At 67.7% G+C, this 19,931-nt stretch carries 28 protein-coding genes; all 28 read left to right on the top strand.

What is annotated here, in order from left to right:
• Positions 1–192 precede the first annotated feature (192 nt).
• The 28 genes from rpmC to DPQ23_RS01625 all read left to right on the top strand — a co-directional run bounded on the left by rpmC (position 193) and on the right by DPQ23_RS01625 (position 19,929).
• The gene (gene rpmC, locus DPQ23_RS01760; RefSeq protein ID WP_112872940.1) at positions 193–399 is read left to right on the top strand and encodes a 50S ribosomal protein L29; all 207 of its coding nucleotides are present in this window, start codon (positions 193–195) and stop codon (positions 397–399) included.
• Between the two features lie 10 nt (positions 400–409).
• Entirely contained in the window at positions 410–664 is a 255-nt protein-coding gene (gene rpsQ / locus DPQ23_RS01755) for a 30S ribosomal protein S17 (RefSeq protein ID WP_112872939.1), read from the top strand.
• A gap of 100 nt (positions 665–764) precedes the next feature.
• Complete coding sequence (rplN, locus tag DPQ23_RS01750; protein ID WP_036717337.1) at positions 765–1,133, top strand: 50S ribosomal protein L14; 369 nt, start codon at positions 765–767, stop codon at positions 1,131–1,133.
• Entirely contained in the window at positions 1,133–1,438 is a 306-nt protein-coding gene (gene rplX / locus DPQ23_RS01745; RefSeq protein WP_112872938.1) for a 50S ribosomal protein L24, read from the top strand. The genes rplN and rplX overlap by 1 nt, the downstream gene beginning before the upstream one ends.
• Positions 1,438–1,998 (top strand): 50S ribosomal protein L5, encoded by a 561-nt coding sequence (gene rplE, locus DPQ23_RS01740; RefSeq protein WP_112872937.1) that lies wholly within the window; start codon positions 1,438–1,440, stop codon positions 1,996–1,998. Before rplX ends, rplE begins: the two co-directional genes overlap by 1 nt.
• 18 nt (positions 1,999–2,016) lie before the next feature.
• Complete coding sequence (gene rpsN / locus DPQ23_RS01735) at positions 2,017–2,322, top strand: 30S ribosomal protein S14 (protein ID WP_112872936.1); 306 nt, start codon at positions 2,017–2,019, stop codon at positions 2,320–2,322.
• 10 nt (positions 2,323–2,332) lie between these two features.
• Positions 2,333–2,731, top strand: a complete 399-nt coding sequence (gene rpsH / locus DPQ23_RS01730) for a 30S ribosomal protein S8 (RefSeq protein ID WP_112872935.1) — start codon at positions 2,333–2,335, stop codon at positions 2,729–2,731.
• A 10-nt stretch (positions 2,732–2,741) separates the two neighbouring features.
• A complete protein-coding gene (rplF, locus tag DPQ23_RS01725; RefSeq protein WP_112872934.1) occupies positions 2,742–3,275 on the top strand; it encodes a 50S ribosomal protein L6 in 534 nt (177 codons plus the stop codon).
• A gap of 11 nt (positions 3,276–3,286) precedes the next feature.
• A complete protein-coding gene (rplR, locus tag DPQ23_RS01720) occupies positions 3,287–3,646 on the top strand; it encodes a 50S ribosomal protein L18 (protein WP_112872933.1) in 360 nt (119 codons plus the stop codon).
• A 120-nt stretch (positions 3,647–3,766) separates the two neighbouring features.
• Positions 3,767–4,351, top strand: coding sequence for a 30S ribosomal protein S5 (gene rpsE, locus DPQ23_RS01715; protein WP_112872932.1), 585 nt, complete (start codon positions 3,767–3,769; stop codon positions 4,349–4,351).
• Between the two features lie 2 nt (positions 4,352–4,353).
• The gene (gene rpmD / locus DPQ23_RS01710; RefSeq protein ID WP_112872931.1) at positions 4,354–4,539 is read left to right on the top strand and encodes a 50S ribosomal protein L30; all 186 of its coding nucleotides are present in this window, start codon (positions 4,354–4,356) and stop codon (positions 4,537–4,539) included.
• A 143-nt stretch (positions 4,540–4,682) separates the two neighbouring features.
• Positions 4,683–5,420 carry a hypothetical protein gene (locus tag DPQ23_RS01705; protein ID WP_112872930.1) on the top strand — a complete coding sequence of 246 codons (738 nt, stop codon included), beginning with the start codon at positions 4,683–4,685 and terminating at the stop codon, positions 5,418–5,420.
• 141 nt (positions 5,421–5,561) lie between these two features.
• The gene (rplO, locus tag DPQ23_RS01700; RefSeq protein WP_112872929.1) at positions 5,562–6,050 is read left to right on the top strand and encodes a 50S ribosomal protein L15; all 489 of its coding nucleotides are present in this window, start codon (positions 5,562–5,564) and stop codon (positions 6,048–6,050) included.
• Between the two features lie 129 nt (positions 6,051–6,179).
• Positions 6,180–7,550 carry a preprotein translocase subunit SecY gene (gene secY, locus DPQ23_RS01695; RefSeq protein WP_112872928.1) on the top strand — a complete coding sequence of 457 codons (1,371 nt, stop codon included), beginning with the start codon at positions 6,180–6,182 and terminating at the stop codon, positions 7,548–7,550.
• 42 nt (positions 7,551–7,592) lie between these two features.
• Complete coding sequence (locus DPQ23_RS01690; protein WP_112872927.1) at positions 7,593–8,252, top strand: adenylate kinase; 660 nt, start codon at positions 7,593–7,595, stop codon at positions 8,250–8,252.
• Positions 8,253–8,430: 178 nt separating this feature from the next.
• Positions 8,431–8,799, top strand: coding sequence for a 30S ribosomal protein S13 (rpsM, locus tag DPQ23_RS01685; RefSeq protein WP_112872926.1), 369 nt, complete (start codon positions 8,431–8,433; stop codon positions 8,797–8,799).
• 12 nt (positions 8,800–8,811) lie between these two features.
• On the top strand, positions 8,812–9,201 hold the full coding sequence (rpsK, locus tag DPQ23_RS01680) for a 30S ribosomal protein S11 (protein WP_112872925.1): 390 nt from the start codon (positions 8,812–8,814) through the stop codon (positions 9,199–9,201).
• Between the two features lie 115 nt (positions 9,202–9,316).
• Positions 9,317–10,333 carry a DNA-directed RNA polymerase subunit alpha gene (locus DPQ23_RS01675; protein WP_112872924.1) on the top strand — a complete coding sequence of 339 codons (1,017 nt, stop codon included), beginning with the start codon at positions 9,317–9,319 and terminating at the stop codon, positions 10,331–10,333.
• Between the two features lie 146 nt (positions 10,334–10,479).
• Entirely contained in the window at positions 10,480–10,911 is a 432-nt protein-coding gene (rplQ, locus tag DPQ23_RS01670; protein WP_112872923.1) for a 50S ribosomal protein L17, read from the top strand.
• Positions 10,912–11,079: 168 nt separating this feature from the next.
• On the top strand, positions 11,080–11,691 hold the full coding sequence (locus tag DPQ23_RS01665; protein WP_112872922.1) for a helix-turn-helix transcriptional regulator: 612 nt from the start codon (positions 11,080–11,082) through the stop codon (positions 11,689–11,691).
• A 60-nt stretch (positions 11,692–11,751) separates the two neighbouring features.
• Positions 11,752–12,345, top strand: coding sequence for an acyl-homoserine-lactone synthase (locus tag DPQ23_RS01660; RefSeq protein ID WP_112872921.1), 594 nt, complete (start codon positions 11,752–11,754; stop codon positions 12,343–12,345).
• Between the two features lie 66 nt (positions 12,346–12,411).
• Complete coding sequence (locus DPQ23_RS01655; protein WP_112872920.1) at positions 12,412–13,728, top strand: replication-associated recombination protein A; 1,317 nt, start codon at positions 12,412–12,414, stop codon at positions 13,726–13,728.
• A 31-nt stretch (positions 13,729–13,759) separates the two neighbouring features.
• Positions 13,760–14,134 carry a fluoride efflux transporter CrcB gene (gene crcB / locus DPQ23_RS01650; RefSeq protein ID WP_112872919.1) on the top strand — a complete coding sequence of 125 codons (375 nt, stop codon included), beginning with the start codon at positions 13,760–13,762 and terminating at the stop codon, positions 14,132–14,134.
• A complete protein-coding gene (locus DPQ23_RS01645; RefSeq protein WP_112872918.1) occupies positions 14,131–15,171 on the top strand; it encodes an RluA family pseudouridine synthase in 1,041 nt (346 codons plus the stop codon). Before crcB ends, DPQ23_RS01645 begins: the two co-directional genes overlap by 4 nt.
• A gap of 21 nt (positions 15,172–15,192) precedes the next feature.
• Positions 15,193–15,915 carry an ATP12 family chaperone protein gene (locus DPQ23_RS01640; RefSeq protein ID WP_112872917.1) on the top strand — a complete coding sequence of 241 codons (723 nt, stop codon included), beginning with the start codon at positions 15,193–15,195 and terminating at the stop codon, positions 15,913–15,915.
• Between the two features lie 158 nt (positions 15,916–16,073).
• Entirely contained in the window at positions 16,074–17,090 is a 1,017-nt protein-coding gene (locus tag DPQ23_RS01635; RefSeq protein ID WP_112872916.1) for an amino acid ABC transporter substrate-binding protein, read from the top strand.
• Between the two features lie 123 nt (positions 17,091–17,213).
• A complete protein-coding gene (locus tag DPQ23_RS01630; RefSeq protein ID WP_112872915.1) occupies positions 17,214–18,476 on the top strand; it encodes an amino acid ABC transporter permease in 1,263 nt (420 codons plus the stop codon).
• Position 18,477: 1 nt separating this feature from the next.
• Positions 18,478–19,929, top strand: coding sequence for an amino acid ABC transporter permease (locus tag DPQ23_RS01625; protein ID WP_112872914.1), 1,452 nt, complete (start codon positions 18,478–18,480; stop codon positions 19,927–19,929).
• The last annotated feature ends 2 nt before the right edge of the window (positions 19,930–19,931 follow it).

The following is a 19,931-nucleotide window of genomic DNA, read 5'->3' as shown; positions in this document are numbered from 1 at the left end:
TCGCGCGAACGACCCGCCTGCATCAGGCCCCGCCGGCAACGGCGGGGCCTTTTCCATGGACCTGCGGGGCCGGGTTTTCCCTTGCCATGCCGGCCCGCCCCCTGTATGGGACGTCCTTCATCTCGAACTCCACCGGGAATCAGGGTGGCCCAGGCGACTGGGGCTCTCCGGTGATGTTGAAAGGAACGCGCCATGAAAGCGCAGGAACTGAAAGACAAGACGCCCGAGCAGCTGCGCGAGCAGCTGGTCGCGCTGAAGAAGGAAGCGTTCAACCTGCGCTTCCAGCAGGCCACCGGCCAGATGGAATCGACCGCCCGCATGCGCGCCGTGCGCCGGGACGTCGCGCGGGTCAAGACCGTGATCAACCAGCAAGCCGCGTCCGCGGCGCAGTCGAACTGAGGGGGCCGCCATGCCGAAACGCATTCTTCAGGGCAAGGTCACCAGCGACAAGAACGAACAGACCGTCACGGTCCTGGTCGAGCGCCGCTTCAAGCATCCGGTGCTGCACAAGATCGTCCGCTCGTCCAAGAAATATCGGGCGCACGATGTCAACAACGCCTTCAAGGTCGGCGATTCGGTCCGCATCATCGAATGCGCGCCGATTTCCAAGACCAAGCGCTGGACCGTCCTGACCGACGAGACCGCGCTGCAGGCCGAAGCCTGACACCAAGACCCTGACCGGGCCGCAGTCGGTGGCCCGGTCGTGACATATCGAAACCCTGGGGCCGGGACTGCAACCGGTCCCCAAAGGTCGGGAGCATACCATGATCCAGATGCAGACCAATCTGGATGTCGCTGACAACTCCGGCGCACGCCGGGTGCAGTGCATCAAGGTTCTGGGCGGATCGCACCGGCGCTATGCGTCGGTGGGCGACATCATCGTCGTCTCCGTCAAGGAAGCCATTCCGCGCGGCCGCGTGAAGAAGGGCGACGTCCGCAAGGCCGTCGTCGTGCGCACCGCCAAGGAAGTGAAGCGCGAGGACGGCACCTCGATCCGTTTCGACGCGAACGCCGCCGTCATCCTGAACAACCAGGGCGAGCCGGTCGGCACCCGCATCTTCGGGCCGGTCGTGCGCGAGCTGCGCGCCAAGAACTTCATGAAGATCATCTCGCTTGCGCCGGAGGTGCTGTGATGGCCGCCAAGCTGAAAAAGGGCGACACGGTTGTCGTGCTGACCGGCAAGGACAAGGGCAAGACCGGTGAGATCACCCAGGTCATGCCCAAGGTCAACAAGGCCATCGTGGACGGCGTGAACATCGCGCTGCGTCACACCCGGCAGTCGCAGACCAGCCAGGGCGGGCGCGTTCCCAAGAACATGCCGATCGACCTGTCGAACCTGGCGCTGATGGACAAGAACGGCAAGGCGACTCGCGTCGGTTTCCGCATGGAAGGCGACCAGAAGGTGCGTTTCGCCAAGACCACGGGAGACGTGATCTGATGCTGGATCAAGCGACCTATACCCCGCGTCTGAAGGCCGAGTTCCGCGACCGCATCCGCGCGGCGCTGAAGGAAGAGTTCAGCTACAAGAACGACATGCAGATCCCGCGCCTGGACAAGATCGTCCTGAACATGGGCGTCGGCGAAGCGGTCAAGGACACCAAGAAGGTCAAGCAGGCCTCCGAGGAGCTGTCCCTGATCGCCGGCCAGAAGGCCGTCATCACCCACGCCAAGAAGTCGATCGCCGGCTTCCGCGTGCGCGAGGAGATGCCGCTGGGCTGCAAGGTGACGCTGCGCGGCGACCGCATGTACGAGTTCCTCGACCGCCTGATCAACGTGGCTCTGCCTCGCGTCCGCGACTTCCGCGGCGTCAAGGGCTCGTCCTTCGACGGGCGCGGCAACTACGCGATGGGCCTCAAGGAGCACATCGTGTTCCCGGAGGTCAACTTCGACAAGGTCGACGAGGTTCTCGGGATGGACATCATCATCGCGACCACGGCGAAGACCGACGCCGAAGCCAAGGCGCTGTTGAAGCACTTCAACATGCCCTTCACCAGCTGATCGCGCGAGGAATCTGATATGGCAAAGAAATCCATGATCGAACGTCAGAAGAAGCGCCAGCAGATGGTGGCGAAATACGCCTCCAAGCGCGCTGCTCTGAACACCGTCATCAACGACCAGTCCAAGCCGATGGAAGAGCGGTTCAAGGCCACGCTGAAGCTGGCCGAACTGCCGCGCAACTCGTCGCCGACGCGGCTGAAGAACCGCTGCGAGCTGACGGGCCGTCCGCGGGCCTACTATCGCAAACTGAAACTGTCGCGGATCATGCTGCGCGAGCTGGGCTCGTTCGGTCAGATCCCCGGCCTTGTGAAATCCAGCTGGTAAGGGGGCCGACATGTCGATGAACGATCCGCTCGGCGATATGCTGACCCGCATCCGCAACGCGCAGATGCGCGGGAAATCCACCGTCCGCACCCCGGCCAGCAAGCTGCGCGCCTGGGTTCTGGATGTCCTCAAGGCCGAGGGCTATATCCGCGGCTACGAGCCGGTGACCTCGACGGCCGGCCATGCCGAGCTCGAGATCTCGCTGAAGTACTTCGAGGGCACGCCGGTCATCCGTGAACTGGCGCGCGTGTCGAAACCCGGCCGGCGCGTCTATGCCGGCGCCCGGGAACTGCCCTCGGTCCGCAACGGACTGGGCGTGTCCATCGTCTCGACGCCCAAGGGCGTGATGTCGGATGCAGCGGCTCGCAACGCCAATGTCGGCGGCGAAGTCCTCTGCACCGTGTTCTAAGGAGGGCAGAATGTCTCGGATTGGTAAGAAGCCGGTCGAACTGCCCCAGGGCGTGACGGCCGAGGTCAAGGGTCAGACGATCGAGGTCAAGGGGCCGAAAGGCACCCGCTTGTTCACGGCGACCGACGACGTGACGCTGGCGGTGGCCGAGAACATGGTCACCGTGACCCCGCGGGGCACGTCCAAGCGGGCGCGCCAGCAGTGGGGCATGTCGCGGTCGATGGTGGCGAACCTCGTCACCGGCGTCACCACGGGCTTCAAGCGCGAGCTTGAGATCCAGGGCGTCGGCTACCGCGCCGCGATGCAGGGCAAGTCCCTGAAGCTGGCGCTGGGCTACAGCCACGACGTGATCTTCGACGCGCCCGACGGCGTCAGCGTCAACGCGCCGAAGCAGACCGAAATCATTGTGGAAGGCATCGACCAGCAGGCCGTCGGCCAGGTCGCCGCGAACATCCGCGAGTGGAAGAAACCCGAGCCCTACAAGGGCAAGGGCATCCGCTACAAGGGTGAGCAGGTCTTCCGCAAGGAAGGCAAGAAGAAGTAAGGATCACGCACATGGCACTGAACAAACGAGAGCTGTTCCAGAAGCGCCGTCTGCGCGTCCGGAACAAACTGCGGGCGATGGCCAGTGGCCGTCCCCGCCTGTCCGTCCACCGCTCGTCCAAGAACATCTCGGTCCAGCTGATCGACGATGCGCAAGGGCTGACGCTGGCCTCGGCCTCGACCCTGGAGAAGGATCTGGGCGTCGTGGGCAAGAACAACGTCGAGGCGGCCGCCAAGATCGGCGCGGCCATCGCGGAACGCGCCAGGGCCAAGGGTGTCGAGGAGGTCGTGTTCGACCGCGGCGGCTTCCTGTTCCACGGCAAGATCAAGGCGCTGGCCGACGCGGCCCGCGAGGCCGGGCTGAAGTTCTGATGACTGCGGGTGGCGGTGACGCCACCCCGATGATCCGGGGGCGGGCCCAATGCCGGACCGCCCACCGGGATCGGCACAACACGGCGCGGGCTTTGCGCCAGATCGAAAGAGGAATGCCGCATGGCAGAACGTGACAACCGCGGAGGTCGCCGTGACGACCGTCGCGATCGGGACGAGACCCCGGAATTCGCCGACCGTCTGGTCGCCATCAACCGCGTCTCGAAGACCGTCAAGGGCGGCAAGCGCTTCGGCTTCGCCGCGCTCGTGGTGGTCGGCGACCAGCGCGGCCGCGTCGGTTTCGGCAAGGGCAAGGCCAAAGAGGTGCCCGAGGCGATCCGCAAGGCGACCGAACAGGCCAAGCGCGGCCTGATCCGCGTGCCGCTGCGCGATGGCCGCACCCTGCACCACGACATCGAGGGCCGCCATGGCGCGGGCCGCGTCGTGATGCGCACGGCCGTTCCGGGGACCGGCATCATCGCCGGCGGCCCGATGCGCGCCGTGTTCGAGATGCTGGGCGTGCAGGACGTCGTGGCCAAGTCGCTGGGGTCGCAGAACCCTTACAACATGATCCGCGCCACGATCGACGGGCTCAAGGCCGAGGCCTCGCCCCGGTCGGTCGCGCAGCGCCGCGGCAAGAAGGTCGCCGACATCCTGCCGTCGCAGGACAAGCCGGCCGCACCTGTCGCCGAAACCGTGGAGGCCTGAGCATGGCAACCATCGTCGTCAAGCAGATCGGCTCGCCGATCCGCCGGCCCAAGGAGCAGCGCGCCACCCTGAAGGGCCTGGGCCTGAACAAGATGCACCGCACCCGCGAGCTGGAGGACACCCCGGCCGTGCGCGGCATGGTGGCGGCCATTCCGCACCTAGCGGTCATCGTCGAAGAGCGCGGCTGAGCGCAGCGCCCCTTCGCAGAACAACGCACGCGCCCCGGAGATGATCCGGGGCGTTTTCCTTTGCCACGGACCAGCCGGCGTTAACCTTTCGCTAACCCTTCGCTGGCAGCATCACGGCGGTATCTTCCTTGCATGGGCCTGCCGTGCGCGCCGCAACTTGCCTTGTCCTGCTGACGGTGCTGATCGGGGGTCCTGCCGCGGCCGGCCCCTGGCCGCGCGAGGTCAAGGGCGTGTTCCTGTCGCTGGCGGCCGAACGCGACCGTGACGGCAACAGCTATGCCGGGCTCTACGGTGAATACGGGCTGACGCCGCGCAGCACGCTGGGGATCGAGGGGGGCCGCAGCAACGCGGGCGAGACCGGCGCGCTGATGTGGATGCAGCGCGCGCTGGGGCGGACGGACAGGCCGGACCGCTGGACCGTGTCGCTGGGCGCCGGCGCGATCACGCGCAATGGCACGGTCGCGCCCGTCGGGCTGGTCGCCGCCGCCTGGGGCCGGGGCCTTGATGCCGTGCCGGTCCTGCGCCGCATTCCCGGTGGCGGCTGGCTGGCGCTCGAGGCACGGCTGAAGGTCACGGGCACCCTGAGGGACGAGGCCGAGGTGCGCGCGCTGGCGGCGGCGGGCGCCACCGGGCTGGCCTATCTGACGGCCGAGACCGAGGCCAAGGCCGCGCTGACGCTGGGCTGGCGCGCCACCTCGGCGATGATGCTGGTCAACCAGCTGCGCGTCGAGGACCGCAAGGACACGGGCTTTGCCAGCGCGTTCGCGATCTCGGTCGTGCGGGATCTGGCGGGTCCGGCCAAGGTCGAGGTCGGGGTGATCGCGCCGCTGTCGGGCCCGGGCGAGACCGCCGTCAAGCTGGGCACCTGGCTGGAGTTCTGACCCGGCGGGGCCGTGTCGCTTGACGCCTGGCAGGGTGCGGTATAAGGACGCGCGTTGCCGCATGGCGGCGCGACTCATCCACACGACATGCCGTGTCCGCCCAGATCGCTTCGGGGGCGCGTCCGGCCAAGGAGAAGCGACATGAAACTGCACGAACTGCGCGACAACGACGGCGCCAACCGCAAGAAAAAGCGCGTGGCGCGCGGCCCCGGCTCGGGCAAGGGCAAGACCGCCGGCCGCGGCATCAAGGGCCAGACCTCGCGGTCGGGCGTGGCGCTGGGCGGCTATGAGGGCGGCCAGATGCCGCTGTATCGCCGCCTGCCCAAGCGCGGCTTCACCAAGCCGAACCGGCTGGAATTCGCCGTGGTCAACCTGGGCCAGCTGCAGGCGATGGTCGATGCCGGCCGGCTGGACGCCAGCGCGGACGTGACCGAGGACGCGCTGATCGCCGCGGGCGCCACCAAGCGCAAGCTGGACGGCATCCGCCTGCTGGCCAAGGGCGAGCTGACGTCGCCGCTGCGCCTGACGCTGGCCGGTGCGTCGAAGGCGGCGGCCGAGGCGGTCGAGAAGGCCGGCGGCACGCTGACCCTGACCCGCCCGGTGCGCGAAGCCGCCGAAGCCTCGGAATAGCTGTTGAAGGGCGCGCGCGTGCCCCATAGATAGCGACTGAGTTTTCCCAGCGCCGCCGACCGGAAGACGGTCCGGCGGCGCTGTCACGATTTCCGCGCCGCATCGCCGCGCGATGAACGAGGGTCCGTCATGGCGTCAGCCGCTGAACAGATGGCCGCGAACCTGTCCTGGGGTTCGCTGGGTAGGGCAACCGAACTGCGCCAGCGGATCTGGTTCACCCTCGGCCTGCTGATCATCTATCGCCTGGGCACCTATATCCCGGTCCCCGGCATCGATGGCGCGGCGCTGCGCAACTTCATGGCCGACGCGCAGGCCGGCATCGGCGGCATCCTGTCGATGTTCACCGGCGGCGCGCTGGGGCGCATGGGCGTCTTTGCGCTGGGCATCATGCCCTATATCTCGGCCTCGATCATCGTGCAGCTTCTCGCCTCGATGGTCCCTTCGCTGGAGCAGCTGAAGAAAGAGGGCGAGCAGGGCCGCAAGAAGATCAACCAGTACACCCGCTATGCCACCGTGGCGCTGGCGCTGTTCCAGGCCTGGGGCCTGGCCGTCAGCCTCGAGGCGGGCGGGCTGGCCCATGATCCGGGCATGTTCTTCCGACTGAGCGTGGTGGTCACGCTGGTGGGCGGCACGATGTTCCTGATGTGGCTGGGCGAGCAGATCACCGCCCGCGGCATCGGCAACGGCATCTCGCTGATCATCTATGTCGGCATCCTGGCCGAGATCCCCGGCTCGCTGGCGCAGTTCTTTGCCCAGGGGCGGTCGGGGGCGATCTCGACGCCCGTGGTGCTGGGGATCATCGCGCTGGTGATCGTGGTCATGGCGTTCGTGGTGTTCATGGAACGCGCGCTGCGCAAGATCCGCATCCAGTATCCCCGCCGCCAGGTCGGCATGAAGATCTATGACGGCCAGTCCAGCCACCTGCCGATCAAGGTCAACCCGGCCGGTGTCATTCCGGCGATCTTCGCCAGCTCGCTGCTGCTGCTGCCGGTGACGATCTCGACCTTCTCGGGCAACGAGACGGGGCCGGTGATGTCCACCATCCTGGCCTATTTCGGTCCCGGACAGCCGCTGTATCTGCTATTCTTCGCCGCGATGATCGTCTTCTTCTCGTATTTCTACACGCAGAACGTGGCCTTCAAGTCCGACGACGTGGCCGAGAACCTCAAGAACCAGGGCGGCTTCATCCCCGGCATCCGCCCCGGCAAGCGGACCGAGGAATACCTGGACTATGTCGTCAACCGGGTGCTGGTCATCGGCTCGCTGTATCTGGCCGCCGTCTGCCTGCTGCCCGAGGTGATCCGCAGCCAGTTCAGCGTGCCGTTCTATTTCGGCGGAACCTCGGTGCTGATCATCGTGTCGGTGACGATGGACACGATCAACCAGATCCAAAGCCACTTGCTTGCCCATCAGTATGAGTCTTTGATCGAGCGGTCGCAGTTGCGGGGCAAGCGCAAGCCCGGCGAGGCCAAGCCACGCAAGGCGCCCGCACGCCGCTGACGCAACGGGCGGCGTACGACAAACCGAGGGGGAGTGACGGTTTTGACGATCAACATCATCCTGCTGGGGCCGCCCGGCGCCGGAAAGGGCACGCAGGCCCGCACGCTGGTCGAGGAACGGGGCCTGGTGCAGCTGTCCACAGGCGACATGCTGCGCGAGGCGCGCAGCTCGGGCACCGAGATGGGGCGCCGCGTGTCCGAGGTCATGGACAAGGGCCAGCTGGTCACCGACGACATCGTCATCGGGCTGATCCGGGAAAGGCTGGAGACCGGCGGCGCGGCGGGGTTCATCTTCGACGGCTTCCCCCGGACGCTGCCGCAGGCCGACGCGCTGACCGAGCTGCTGGACGGAATGGGGCAGTCGATCGACGCGGTCATCGAGATGCAGGTCGATGACGCGGCGCTGGTCGATCGCATCAGCGGCCGCTATACCTGCGGCAACTGCGGCGAGGTCTATCACGACACGACGCGGCCGACCGCCGCGCCCGGCGTCTGCGACCACTGCGGGTCCACCGACCTCAAGCGGCGGGCCGACGACAACGCCGAGTCTCTCAAAACCCGGCTTCTGGAATACTACAAGAAGACCTCGCCGCTGATCGGCTATTACTATGCCCGCAAGCAGCTGCGGCCGGTGGACGGCATGGCCGACATGGCCGAGGTGGGCCAACAGGTCGCCGCGATCATGGACGGGCTGGGACGCTGATCCGCGGCGGCCGCCCGGTCGGGCGGTTGACCTTGCCCGTCCGATCCTATACCGGCAAGCATCTCATCTGAGAATCACCCATGCGGGGTGAGGCTTTGGCCCGATGGCGCAGCCTTCGGGCCATTGGTTGTGAAAAAAGGTTCCGGCGTGACGGAACCGCAACGAAAAGGAAAGACGCGTGGCTCGTATTGCTGGCGTAAACATTCCGACGGGGAAACGGGTCCCCATCGCACTGACGTATATCCACGGCATCGGCCCGATGTTCGCCGAGCAGATCTGCGAGGCCGTCGGCATCGACCGCGCCCGCCGCATCAACGACCTGTCGGACGCCGAAGTCCTGCAGATCCGCGAGTACATCGACGCCAACCTGACGGTCGAGGGCGACCTGCGCCGCGAGACGCAGATGAACATCAAGCGCATGATGGACCTCGGCTCGTACCGCGGCCTGCGTCACCGCCGCGGTCTGCCGGTGCGCGGCCAGCGCACCCACACCAACGCGCGCACGCGCAAGGGCCCGGCCAAGCCGATCGCCGGCAAGAAGAAATAAGGGGTCAGGACCATGGCACGCGACAAGACGCGCATGAAGCGCAAGGAACGCAAGAACATCGCCACGGGCGTGGCGCATGTGAACAGCTCGTTCAACAACACCAAGATCCTGATTTCCGACGTGCAGGGCAACGCCATTGCCTGGTCTTCGGCCGGCACCATGGGGTTCAAGGGCTCGCGCAAGTCGACCCCCTATGCCGCCCAGATGGCCGCCGAGGATGCCGGCAAGAAGGCGCAGGAACACGGCGTCCGTACCATCGAGGTCGAGGTCCAGGGCCCCGGCTCGGGCCGCGAATCGGCGCTGCGCGCGCTGGCCGCCGTCGGCTTCAACATCACCGCGATCCGCGACGTGACCCCGATCGCCCACAACGGCGTGCGTCCGCCCAAGCGCCGGCGCGTCTGACCGGACCGCCTTTGGCCGGCCCGTGCGCTGCGTTGCGCGGGCCGGATTTCGCATTTTACCTCGGGCGTTTCCGGCCGCTGGACATGGGGCCGGAAACTGGAATGGAGGCAATCGCATGATCCACAAGAATTGGGCCGAGCTGATCAAGCCCGCGCAGCTGGACATCCGTCCGGGCGCGAACGCCGGGCGGGTCGCCACTGTCGTGGCCGAGCCGCTGGAGCGGGGCTTCGGTCTGACCCTCGGCAACGCGCTGCGCCGCGTGCTGATGTCGTCGCTGCAGGGCGGGGCGATCACCAGCGTCCAGATCGACAACGTGCTGCACGAGTTCAGCAGCGTCGCCGGCGTGCGCGAGGACGTGACCGATATCGTCCTGAACCTCAAGGGCGTCACGCTGAAGATGGACGTGGACGGTCCCAAGCGCCTGACCCTGTCGGCCAAGGGCCCGGGCGAGGTCAGGGCCGGCCAGATCAGCGAGACGGCCGGCATCACCGTGCTGAACCGCGACCACGTGATCTGTCACCTGGACGAGGGCGCCGAGTTGAGCATGGAACTGACCGTCGCCAGCGGAAAGGGCTATGTCGCCGCCGACAAGAACCGTCCCGAGGATGCGCCCATCGGCCTGATCCCGATCGACGCGATCTTTTCGCCGGTCAAGCGCGTCAGCTATGAGGTCACGCCCACCCGCGAGGGGCAGGTGCTCGACTATGACAAGCTGACCATGAAGATCGAGACGGACGGCTCGCTGTCGCCCGAGGATGCGGTGGCCTATGCCGCGCGGATCATCCAGGACCAGCTGTCGGTATTCGTGAACTTCGACGAGCCGGAAGCGGCGAACCGCCTCGATTCCGAAAGCGGGCTGGAGTTCGATCCGCGCCTGCTCAAGAAGGTCGACGAGCTGGAGCTGTCGGTGCGGTCGGCCAACTGCCTCAAGAACGACAACATCGTCTATATCGGCGACCTGATCCAGAAGACCGAGGCCGAGATGCTGCGGACCCCGAACTTCGGCCGCAAGTCCTTGAACGAGATCAAGGAAGTGCTGTCAGGCATGGGCCTGCACCTGGGCATGGACGTGGTCGACTGGCCGCCGGAGAACATCGAGGACCTCGCCAAGCGGTTCGACGACCAGTTCTGAGGTCGCGGCGGGGCGGACCCCCGCCCCTCGACATTCGGCAGGGCGGGATTCGTCCCGCCCTGCCCAAGGACCCGGGCATTCCGCCCCAAGGAGAGCGGCCGCCACGCACGGTCGCCGGACAAAGCAAAACACTGTAGGAGTCACCCATGCGCCACGCCCGCGGCTATCGCCGCCTCAACCGCACCCACGAACATCGCAAGGCGCTGTTTGCCAACATGGCCGGCAGCCTGATCGAGCATGAGCAGATCAAAACGACCCTGCCCAAGGCCAAGGAACTGCGTCCGATCATCGAAAAGCTGATCACGCTGGCCAAGCGCGGCGACATCCACGCCCGCCGCCAGGCCGCCGCCCAGCTGAAGCAGGACCAGTATGTCGCGCGCCTGTTCGAGATTCTCGGCCCGCGCTATCAGAACCGGCAGGGCGGCTATGTCCGCATCCTGAAGGCCGGGTTCCGCTATGGCGACATGGCGCCGATGGCGATCATCGAGTTCGTCGATCGCGACGTCTCGGCCAAGGGCGCGGCGGATCGCGCCCGTGTCGAGGCCGAAGCCGAGGCCGAGGACTTTACGACCGCGTGATCCGTTAACCACATCTTCACGCTTCGACGCTAGGACCAGAACCTGCCACGGCTTTGCCATGGCAGGTTTTTTCGTGTTAACGGTGGGCGGTAAGATTCTTCGGCGCACATAGTACCGCAGTCCCTTTTACCGCGTTGACCATAGATCAGGCAATTTGTCTAAAAAGCCATGTCAGGACGAGCCGAGATAAACGCCATCCTAGCCCGCATGCGCAAGCTTGCGCCGTCGGGATATTTCGTGGGCATGCACATCCGGTTCGCAGCACCCCTGATGCAGTTCCAGACCTACCCCAAGGGATGGTCGGACCACTATTCGGCAAACGCCTACGCGCTGCGCGACCCCACGATCGCCTGGGGGTTTTCCACGACCGGCGCGACGCGCTGGTCCACCATGCCGATCCCCGACCCGTTCGGCATCATGAAGGACGCTGCATCGTTTGGACTGACCTACGGCATCACCGTCTCTTGCGGGCCGATCAAGTCGCGCACGATTTCCAGCTTCGCGCACAACGCGCGCGAGTTCACGGATGACGAGATCGAGACGATCTCGGCCCACGTACGCCGGCTCCATGACATTACCGAGCCGCCGGAGAGCCTGACGAAGGCTCAGCAAGAAGCCCTTCGGTGTATCGCGGAGGGCGATCGTCATGCGGCAGCGGCTGCCAAGCTTGGCATCACCGAAAGCGCGTTCAAGGCTCGTCTCATCTCCGCGCGCGAGCGATTGATGGCAAAGACCACGGCCGAGGCGCTGCAAAGGGCCAAGGAATACCGTCTGCTATAGGACTCGCCCTGGATACCGCGGTCGCTCCGGAGGGCAACCCCCCAACCCAGGAGAAGACCCATGCAGACCACCACGCTTTCGTTCAGCAATCTTCACAACCACGGCGAACTGTTCGCCAACCTGTTCCGTGCCCGTTGCCAAAGCTTCATTGTCCAGAAGAACTGGGACCTGCCCCAGTCGGAGGGGATGGAGTTCGACCAGTACGACACCCCGGCCAGCCGCTGGGTGGCGGTTCATGACGGCGCAGGCCAGGTGCTGGGCGGATTCCGCCTGACGCCCACGACGGCGCAGTGCGGCGTCTATTCCTACATGATCCGCGACGCGCAGCGCGGCGTGCTGGGCGGCACCATCCCGCAGGACCTGCTGTACGCAGAGGCGCCCGTCGATCCCCAAGTCTGGGAATGCACCCGCGTCTTCGTCAACCACGCGACCCCCATGGCGATCCGCCGCAAGGTGCACATGCAGATGGCCGGCGCCATGACCCGGACCGCGCGCGAGATGGGCGCCACACGGCTGATCGCGCTGACGGGCGCGACCTGGCCGCGGTGGTACGGGCGCTGCGGGCTGGATGCCGAGGCCATCGGCCGGGTGATGTCGATCGAGGGCGAGCAGAACCAGTGCGTCTCGATCAACCTGGCCGGCAAGCTGCACTGACCGGCGCCGGCGTGGGCAAGCCAGGGGATACCATCGCAGCGACGGGCGGCGTACCATCCGCCCGTCATGGCAGACCTGTTCGATACCATCCCGCCGCCACCCGATGCGCCCGGACCCGCGCATCGGCCGCTGGCCGACCGCATCCGGCCCCGCCGCCTGTCCGACGTGATCGGTCAGGCCCATGTGCTTGGGCCCGACGGCCCCCTGGGGGCGATGCTGGCGGCCGGCAGCCTGTCGTCGCTGATCCTGTGGGGCCCGCCAGGCGTGGGCAAGACCACGATCGCGCGGCTGCTGGCTGACCAGACCGACCGCGTCTTCGTCCAGATCTCGGCCATCTTTTCCGGCGTGCCTGAACTGCGCAAGCTGTTCGAGGCAGCCGGCCTGCGCCACCGCCAGGGCCGGGGAACGCTGCTGTTCGTGGACGAGATCCACCGCTTCAACAAGGCGCAGCAGGACAGCTTTCTGCCGCACATGGAGGATGGGACCATCCTTCTGGTCGGCGCCACGACCGAGAACCCCAGCTTCGAGCTGAACGCAGCCCTTCTGTCCCGCGCGCAGGTGATCGTGCTGAACCGGCTGGACCTGGCCGATCTGGAGCGTCTGGCGCAGCGCGCCGAGCAGGCGCTGGGCCGCCCCCTGCCGCTGACCGGCCCCGCCCGCGATGCGCTGCTGGAGATGGCCGACGGCGACGGCCGCGCCGCCCTGAACCTGATCGAGCAGGTGATGGCCTGGGCGGTGTCCGCGCCGCTGGGGCCCGACGAGCTGGCCCGCCGGCTGATGCGGCGCGCGGCGAAATACGACAAGGCGGGGGACGAGCATTACAACCTGATCTCGGCCCTGCACAAATCAGTGCGGGGGTCGGACCCGGACGCGGCGCTCTACTGGCTGGCGCGGATGCTGGAGGGGGGCGAGGACCCGCGCTATCTGGCCCGCCGAATCACCCGCATGGCGATCGAGGACATCGGGCTGGCCGATCCGGCCGCCCAGCGCCACTGCCTGGACGCCTGGGCGCTCTACGAGCGGCTGGGCAGCCCCGAGGGCGAGCTGGCGCTGGCGCAGGCGGTGATCTATCTGGCGCTCGCCCCGAAATCGAACGCGGGCTATGCCGCCTACAAGGCCGCGCGGGCCGAGGCGAAGCGGACGGGCAGCCTGTCGCCCCCCGCCCATATCCTGAACGCGCCCACCGCGCTGATGAAGGACCAAGGCTATGGGGCGGGCTATGCCTATGACCACGACGCCGAGGACGGGTTTTCCGGCCAGAACTATTTCCCCGAGGGCATGAAGCGCCCGGTCCTGTACATCCCGGTCGAACGCGGGTTCGAGCGCGAGCTGAAGAAGCGGCTGGACTGGTTCGTCAGCCAGCGCGCCCGGCGCGGCGGTTGACTTTGGCGGGCCGCGCCTACAGGTCAGCGGCATGATGAACCCAACTCTTCAGGTGGCCTTGGGCGGGGCGGTGGGCGCGGTGGCGCGCCACGGCGTCAATCGTGCGGCGCTGGCGGCGTTCGGCCCCGGCGTTCCGGTGGCGACGCTGGCGGTCAATGTCGCAGGATCGTTCCTGATCGGCCTGCTGGCCGTGCTGCTGGCCGGGCGGGGCGCCGCCTGGTCGCCACTGCTGATGACGGGCGTGCTGGGCGGGTTCACCACCTTCTCGGCGTTTTCGCTGGATGCGCTGGGGCTGTGGCAGCGGGGGCAGCACGCAGGCGCGGCGGCCTATGTCGCGGTCTCGGTCGGGCTGTCGCTGGCGGCGGTCGCGGCGGGGCTTTCCATCGGGCGGGGGATCGCGGGATGAGCGGCGTGCAGACGATCCGCGTGGGCGACGACGAGGGCGAGCAGCGGCTGGACCGCTGGCTGCGCCGCAAGTTCCCGCAACTGAACCAGATCGCCATCGAGAAGCTGTGCCGCACGGGCCAGCTGCGCGTGGACGGCGGCCGCGTCAAGCCCGCGAGCCGCGTCGAGGCGGGGCAGGAGGTGCGCGTGCCGCCGCTGCCGGACGCCGCCCCCGCCGCGGCCGAGCGCCCGTCGCTGCGCGAGACGGACGCCGAGATGATCCAGGCCGCGGTGCTGTGGCGCGACGAGCACATAATCGCCCTGAACAAGCCCGCGGGCCTGCCGTCGCAGGGCGGCAGCGGGCAGGGCGACCGCCATGTGGACGGGCTGACCGCGGCGCTGATGTTCGGCTACAAGGACCGGCCCAAGCTGGTGCACCGGCTGGACAAGGACACCTCGGGCGTCCTGCTGCTGGCGCGCACCGATCGGGTGGCCCGGCGGCTGTCCGAGGCCTTTCGGGGGCGGACCACGCGCAAGATCTATTGGGCGGCGGTGGCGGGCGTCCCCTCGCCCCGCATGGGAACCGTGCGCTTCGGGCTGGTCAAGGCGGCCGGTCACGGGCGCGGCGGCGAAGGCGAGAAGATGATCTGCGTCCACCCCGCCCGCGTCGAGCAGACCGAGGGCGCCAAGCGCGCGACGACCGACTATGCCGTGCTGGACAGCCTGGGCAGCCGCGTCAGCTGGTGCGCGCTGGTTCCGGTGACGGGCCGCACGCACCAGCTGCGCGCGCATATGGCGGAACTCGGCCACCCGATCATCGGCGATGGCAAATACGGCGGCTCGGGGCAGGAGAACCTGGGCGACGGCTGGGGCGCGCAACTGGGCGGAGAGATCAGCCGCAAGCTGCACCTGCACGCGCGCTCGATCAGCTTTGACCACCCGATCACCGGCAAGCGCATCACCCTGACCGCGCCCCTGCCCGAACACATGGCGCGGACCTGGAAGACGCTGGGCTGGCACGAGAACGAGATGCCCGCCGACCCCTTCGAGGACGCATGAGGCCAATCGCGAGGTAAGCGCATGAGCGAATGGAAAGCGCGCCGGTTCTGGACGACCGCGGCCGTGGAACCGGTGGCCGGCGGCTGGCAGGTCACGCTGGACGGGCGGCCCGTCCGCACACCCGGCAAGCAGCCGCTGGTCCTGCCCAGCCGCCCGCTGGCGGAGGCGATCGTCGCCGAATGGGACGCGCAGTCCGACGTGATCGACCCCCTCTCGATGCCGCTGACCCGCGCCGCCAACGCGGCGCTGGAAAAGGTGGGGCCGCAGGTGGACGCGGTGGCCGACATGCTGGCCGAGTACGGCGCGACGGATCTTCTGTGCTATCGCGCGGATCATCAGCAGCGACTGGCCGCGCGCCAGGCGGCCGCGTGGGACCCGCTGCTGGACTGGATCGCGGCACAGGGCGCGGCCCTGAGGGTCACGCAGGGCGTGATTCCCGTTCCGCAGGACGCCGCCGCCCTGGCCACGCTGCGCGCCCGCCTCGCCGCGCTGTCGGCGTGGGAACTGACCGCCCTGCATGACCTTGTGACGCTGCCCGGCTCGCTGGTGCTGGGACTGGCGGTGCTGGACGGCCGGATCACCGCGGCCGAGGCGCATGACCTGTCCCGCCTGGACGAGGTGTTCCAGACCGAGGAATGGGGCACCGACGACGAGGCCGAGGCTGCCGCCGCCGCCCGGCGCGCGGCGATGCAGTCCGCCGAACGGCTGCTGATGCTGCTGCGCGCGCAGGCATCGGGGGACTGATCGCGGGGCAGCGCAGGGCGGCGCGGCTGCGTCGCCCTTGACGCACGGGATGCGATCAGCATCATACCGCCTATGCCCGCCACGCATGGCGGCGGGTCCAACGGGCCGCCTGACGGTCCAGACACCGACCCAAGAAGTCGGGAAACAGAGAGGTTCACATGAAAACCACGGTATTCCTTGGCACTGTCGCCGCGGCGGCGCTGATCGGCGGGATGGCCGCAGCCGACACCCTGGCCGACGTCAAGGCGCGCGGCGTCCTGAACTGCGGCGTCAACACCGGACTGGTCGGGTTCGCCGCGCCGGATGCGAACGGCAACTGGTCGGGTTTCGACATCGCAGTCTGCAAGGCCGTGGCCGCCGCCGTGCTGGGCGATGCCTCCAAGGTGAAATACATCCCCACCACCGGCCAGACGCGCTTCACCGCGCTGGCGTCGGGCGAGGTGGACGTGCTGGCGCGCAACTCGACCTGGACCTTCCAGCGCGACACCGACCTCAAGCTGGACTTCGTGGGGGTGAACTACTTCGACGGGCAGGGCTTCATGGTCCGCAAGGATCTGGGCGTGACCAGCGCCAAGGAACTGGACGGGGCCACGATCTGCATCCAGACCGGCACCTCGACCGAGCTGAACCTGGCCGACTATTTCAAGCACAACAACATGACCTATCAGCCGGTCAACATCGATTCGAACGCCGAGGGCGAGCAGCAGTACATGGCCGGCGCCTGCGACGCCTACACCACCGACGCCTCGGGGCTGGCGGCGACGCGGGCGGCCTTCGCCGACCCGGAAAACCACATCATCCTGCCCGAGATCATCTCGAAAGAGCCGCTGGGGCCGGCGGTGCGTCACGGCGACAACAACTGGGGCGACGTGGTGCGCTGGACGCTCTATGCGCTGATCGCGGCCGAGGAGTACGGCGTCACCTCGGCCAACCTCGAGGAACTGGCGAAATCCTCGACCAACCCCGAGGTGCAGCGCCTGCTGGGCGCCTCGGACGACTATGGCAAGATGCTGGGGCTGGACAAGGACTGGGCCAAGCGCGCCATCGCCGCCTCCGGCAACTATGGCGAGATCTTCGCCGCGACGATCGGCGAGCAGACCCCGATCGGGCTGGCGCGCGGCCTGAACGCCCAGTGGACGCAGGGCGGGCTGATGTACGCGATGCCCTTCCGGTAAGGCACGCGGGCGCGCGGGGATCGCCCCCGCGCGCCGGCAGCGGTCCCGCGTCCGCCGTGGCGGGCACGGGCGGAACGATGACGGGCGCAAAGCCCGCGCGCGACGGCAACAGGGAGCGACTGCATGACCGACCTGCCCGCCGGGCAAGATCCCCCCTTCCGGCTGTCCATGCTGGTCCGCGACCGACGATACCGGTCGCTGACCATTCAGGCGGGCGTGTTCATCCTGGTCATGCTGTTCGCGGCCTGGCTGGTCAGCAACACGGTCGAGAACCTGGCCCGGATGGGCAAGACCTTCGACTTCGGCTTTCTGGGCAATCGGTCGGGCTATGACATCCCGTTCAGCCTGATCCCCTACAGCTCTGATTCGACGCATCTGCGGGCCGCCGGGGTGGGCCTGCTGAACACGCTGCTGGTGTCGGCACTGGGCTGTCTGTTCGCCACCATCATCGGGGTGCTGGTGGGCGTCCTGCGGTTGTCGAGCAACTGGTTGGTCAGCCGCCTGATGACCGTCTATGTCGAGGTGTTCCGCAACGTCCCCCTGCTGCTGTGGATCCTGGTGATCATGGCCGTGTTCACCGAGGCGATGCCCGCGCCGCGCGATTACCGGCCCGCCGCGGACGGGACCGCCAGCGCCAGCATGATCCTGTTCGACAGCGTGGCGCCCACCAACCGCTATACCTCGGTCCCCGCGCTGCGGGTGGACCACGACCCCGGCCCGGTCGTGCTGGGGCCGCTCAGCCTCAGCGCGCCGCTGCTGGCGTTCCTGGTGGCGCTGGCCGCGGCCTGGCTGATCCACCGCTGGGTCCGGGCGCGGGCGCAGGCGCGGCAGGACGCGACCGGCATCCGCCCGGTGACCTGGTGGATCACGCTGGCGCTGTATCTGGTGCCGCTGATCGCGCTGTCGCGGCTGTTCGGGCTGCACCTGGTCACGCCCGAGCTGCGCGGCTTCAACTTTGCCGGCGGCATGAACCTGGACAACGGCTTTGTCGTGCTGCTGCTGGCGCTGTCGCTGTACACCGGCGCCTTCATCGCGGAAATCGTGCGCGCGGGCATCATGGCCGTCAGCCGCGGCCAGTCCGAGGCCGCCGCGGCCCTGGGCCTGCGCGCCCGGCCGATCATGGCCCTGGTGGTGCTGCCGCAGGCGCTGCGGGTCATCATTCCGCCGCTGATCTCGCAGTTCCTGAACCTGACCAAGAACAGCTCTCTGGCGATCGCGGTCGGCTATCCCGACCTGCGTGCCACGCTGGGCGGCACGACCCTGAACCAGACTGGGCGCGAGATGGAATCGATGCTGCTGATGATGGCGATCTATCTGGCGCTCAGCCTGGTCATCTCGGGCGTGATGAACGTCTACAACGCCAGCGTCCGGCTGAAGGAGCGGTGAGATGAGCGAGCTTCACGCCCAGACCGTGGCCTATGTCCGCGACACCATGCTGCCGCAGGCCGCACCCCCCATGCGCCAGTCCGGCGTGGTGCTGTGGCTGCGCCAGAACCTGTTCTCGGGCCCGCTGAACACGATCCTGACCCTGCTGGGACTGGCGGTCGTGTGGTTCCTCGTGTCGCATTTCTGGCCGTGGTTCAGCCATTCGGTCTGGAACGCCTCCAGCATGGCCGAGTGTCGCCAGATCATCGCCGAACGCTGGGGCGAGGGCGCGACCGGCGGCTGCTTTGCGGTGATCCGGGAACGCTGGAACCAGTTCCTGTTCGGCTTCTTCCCGCCGTCGGAATACTGGCGGCCGACGGCGGCGTTCGGGCTGATGTTCTTTGCCATCGCGCCGGTGCTGTTCACTGAAAGCCGGGGCCTGCGCTGGACGGTCATGGCGGTCGCGGCGGTGCTGACCTTTGCGTTCTGCGTCCTGCTGGGGGCGCCCCCGCGCGTGCTGGCGGTTCTGGCGGCCGCACTGGTCGGGCTGACGGCGCTGAACGAATACGCCCACCGCGGGGCGCTGGTGTTCAGCCTGCTGTTTCCGTTCCTAGCCGTGTGGCTGCTGTGGGGCGGGTCGGCCTGGGGGCCGGCCTGCGTGCTGGCGGGCTTCGTCGTGGGCTTTGCCGTCTGGCGGGTGCTGGCGCGGTTCGGCCTGTTCGCCGTGGCCGCGGGCGTGCTGGCGGCGGCCGGATGGTGGATGTTTGCATCGGGGACCGTGGCGGGCGTCCTTCAGGGCGTGCTGCCGGTGGCGCTGCCGCAGGTCGAATCGCGTGCCTTCGGCGGCTTTGTCCTGGCGATCACCATCGGGGTCGCGGGCATCGTGATGTCGCTGCCGCTGGGGATCATCCTGGCGCTGGCGCGGCGGTCCGACATGCCGGTGGTCAAGGCCTTCGCGGTCATGTTCATCGAGTTCATCCGCGGCGTGCCGCTGATCACGCTGCTGTTCGTGGCCTCGCTGCTGCTGAACTATTTCCTGCCGCCGGGCACGAACTTCGACATCATCCTGCGGGTCATCATCATGGTGACGCTGTTCGCCGCCGCCTACATGGCCGAGGTGATCCGCGGCGGTCTGGCCGCCCTGCCGGTCGGCCAGTACGAGGCCGCCGACGCGCTGGGCCTCGATTACTGGAAGGCGCAGCGCCTGATCATCCTGCCGCAGGCGCTGAAGATCTCCATCCCCGGCATCGTCGGCACCTTCATCGGGCTGTTCAAGGACACCACGCTGGTCACCTTCGTGGGCCTGTTCGACCCGCTCAAGCAGATGGCCGACACGATCCGCGCGACCTTCGCCTGGAAGGGCGCCTACTGGGAGCCGTATATCTTCACCGGCGCCATCTTCTTCATCCTGTGCTTCAGCATGTCGCGGTATTCCATGTATCTGGAACAGCGGCTGAAGCGCGACCACCGCTGAGG

The organism is Paracoccus endophyticus (assembly GCF_003286075.1).
Taxonomy (GTDB): domain Bacteria; phylum Pseudomonadota; class Alphaproteobacteria; order Rhodobacterales; family Rhodobacteraceae; genus Paracoccus; species Paracoccus endophyticus.
This window is presented reverse-complemented; position numbering and strand designations above follow the sequence as displayed.

Bases quoted from the DNA above. Each gene is read 5' to 3' on its own strand.
- rpmC (WP_112872940.1), top strand. From the start codon at position 193: ATGAAAGCGCAGGAACTGAAAGACAAGACGCCCGAGCAGCTGCGCGAG.
- rpsQ (WP_112872939.1), top strand. From the start codon at position 410: ATGCCGAAACGCATTCTTCAGGGCAAGGTCACCAGCGACAAGAACGAA.
- rplN (WP_036717337.1), top strand. From the start codon at position 765: ATGATCCAGATGCAGACCAATCTGGATGTCGCTGACAACTCCGGCGCA.
- rplX (WP_112872938.1), top strand. From the start codon at position 1,133: ATGGCCGCCAAGCTGAAAAAGGGCGACACGGTTGTCGTGCTGACCGGC.
- rplE (WP_112872937.1), top strand. From the start codon at position 1,438: ATGCTGGATCAAGCGACCTATACCCCGCGTCTGAAGGCCGAGTTCCGC.
- rpsN (WP_112872936.1), top strand. From the start codon at position 2,017: ATGGCAAAGAAATCCATGATCGAACGTCAGAAGAAGCGCCAGCAGATG.
- rpsH (WP_112872935.1), top strand. From the start codon at position 2,333: ATGTCGATGAACGATCCGCTCGGCGATATGCTGACCCGCATCCGCAAC.
- rplF (WP_112872934.1), top strand. From the start codon at position 2,742: ATGTCTCGGATTGGTAAGAAGCCGGTCGAACTGCCCCAGGGCGTGACG.
- rplR (WP_112872933.1), top strand. From the start codon at position 3,287: ATGGCACTGAACAAACGAGAGCTGTTCCAGAAGCGCCGTCTGCGCGTC.
- rpsE (WP_112872932.1), top strand. From the start codon at position 3,767: ATGGCAGAACGTGACAACCGCGGAGGTCGCCGTGACGACCGTCGCGAT.
- rpmD (WP_112872931.1), top strand. From the start codon at position 4,354: ATGGCAACCATCGTCGTCAAGCAGATCGGCTCGCCGATCCGCCGGCCC.
- rplO (WP_112872929.1), top strand. From the start codon at position 5,562: ATGAAACTGCACGAACTGCGCGACAACGACGGCGCCAACCGCAAGAAA.
- secY (WP_112872928.1), top strand. From the start codon at position 6,180: ATGGCGTCAGCCGCTGAACAGATGGCCGCGAACCTGTCCTGGGGTTCG.
- rpsK (WP_112872925.1), top strand. From the start codon at position 8,812: ATGGCACGCGACAAGACGCGCATGAAGCGCAAGGAACGCAAGAACATC.
- DPQ23_RS01675 (WP_112872924.1), top strand. From the start codon at position 9,317: ATGATCCACAAGAATTGGGCCGAGCTGATCAAGCCCGCGCAGCTGGAC.
- rplQ (WP_112872923.1), top strand. From the start codon at position 10,480: ATGCGCCACGCCCGCGGCTATCGCCGCCTCAACCGCACCCACGAACAT.
- DPQ23_RS01665 (WP_112872922.1), top strand. From the start codon at position 11,080: ATGTCAGGACGAGCCGAGATAAACGCCATCCTAGCCCGCATGCGCAAG.
- DPQ23_RS01660 (WP_112872921.1), top strand. From the start codon at position 11,752: ATGCAGACCACCACGCTTTCGTTCAGCAATCTTCACAACCACGGCGAA.
- DPQ23_RS01655 (WP_112872920.1), top strand. From the start codon at position 12,412: ATGGCAGACCTGTTCGATACCATCCCGCCGCCACCCGATGCGCCCGGA.
- crcB (WP_112872919.1), top strand. From the start codon at position 13,760: ATGATGAACCCAACTCTTCAGGTGGCCTTGGGCGGGGCGGTGGGCGCG.
- DPQ23_RS01645 (WP_112872918.1), top strand. From the start codon at position 14,131: ATGAGCGGCGTGCAGACGATCCGCGTGGGCGACGACGAGGGCGAGCAG.
- DPQ23_RS01640 (WP_112872917.1), top strand. From the start codon at position 15,193: ATGAGCGAATGGAAAGCGCGCCGGTTCTGGACGACCGCGGCCGTGGAA.
- DPQ23_RS01635 (WP_112872916.1), top strand. From the start codon at position 16,074: ATGAAAACCACGGTATTCCTTGGCACTGTCGCCGCGGCGGCGCTGATC.
- DPQ23_RS01630 (WP_112872915.1), top strand. From the start codon at position 17,214: ATGACCGACCTGCCCGCCGGGCAAGATCCCCCCTTCCGGCTGTCCATG.
- DPQ23_RS01625 (WP_112872914.1), top strand. From the start codon at position 18,478: ATGAGCGAGCTTCACGCCCAGACCGTGGCCTATGTCCGCGACACCATG.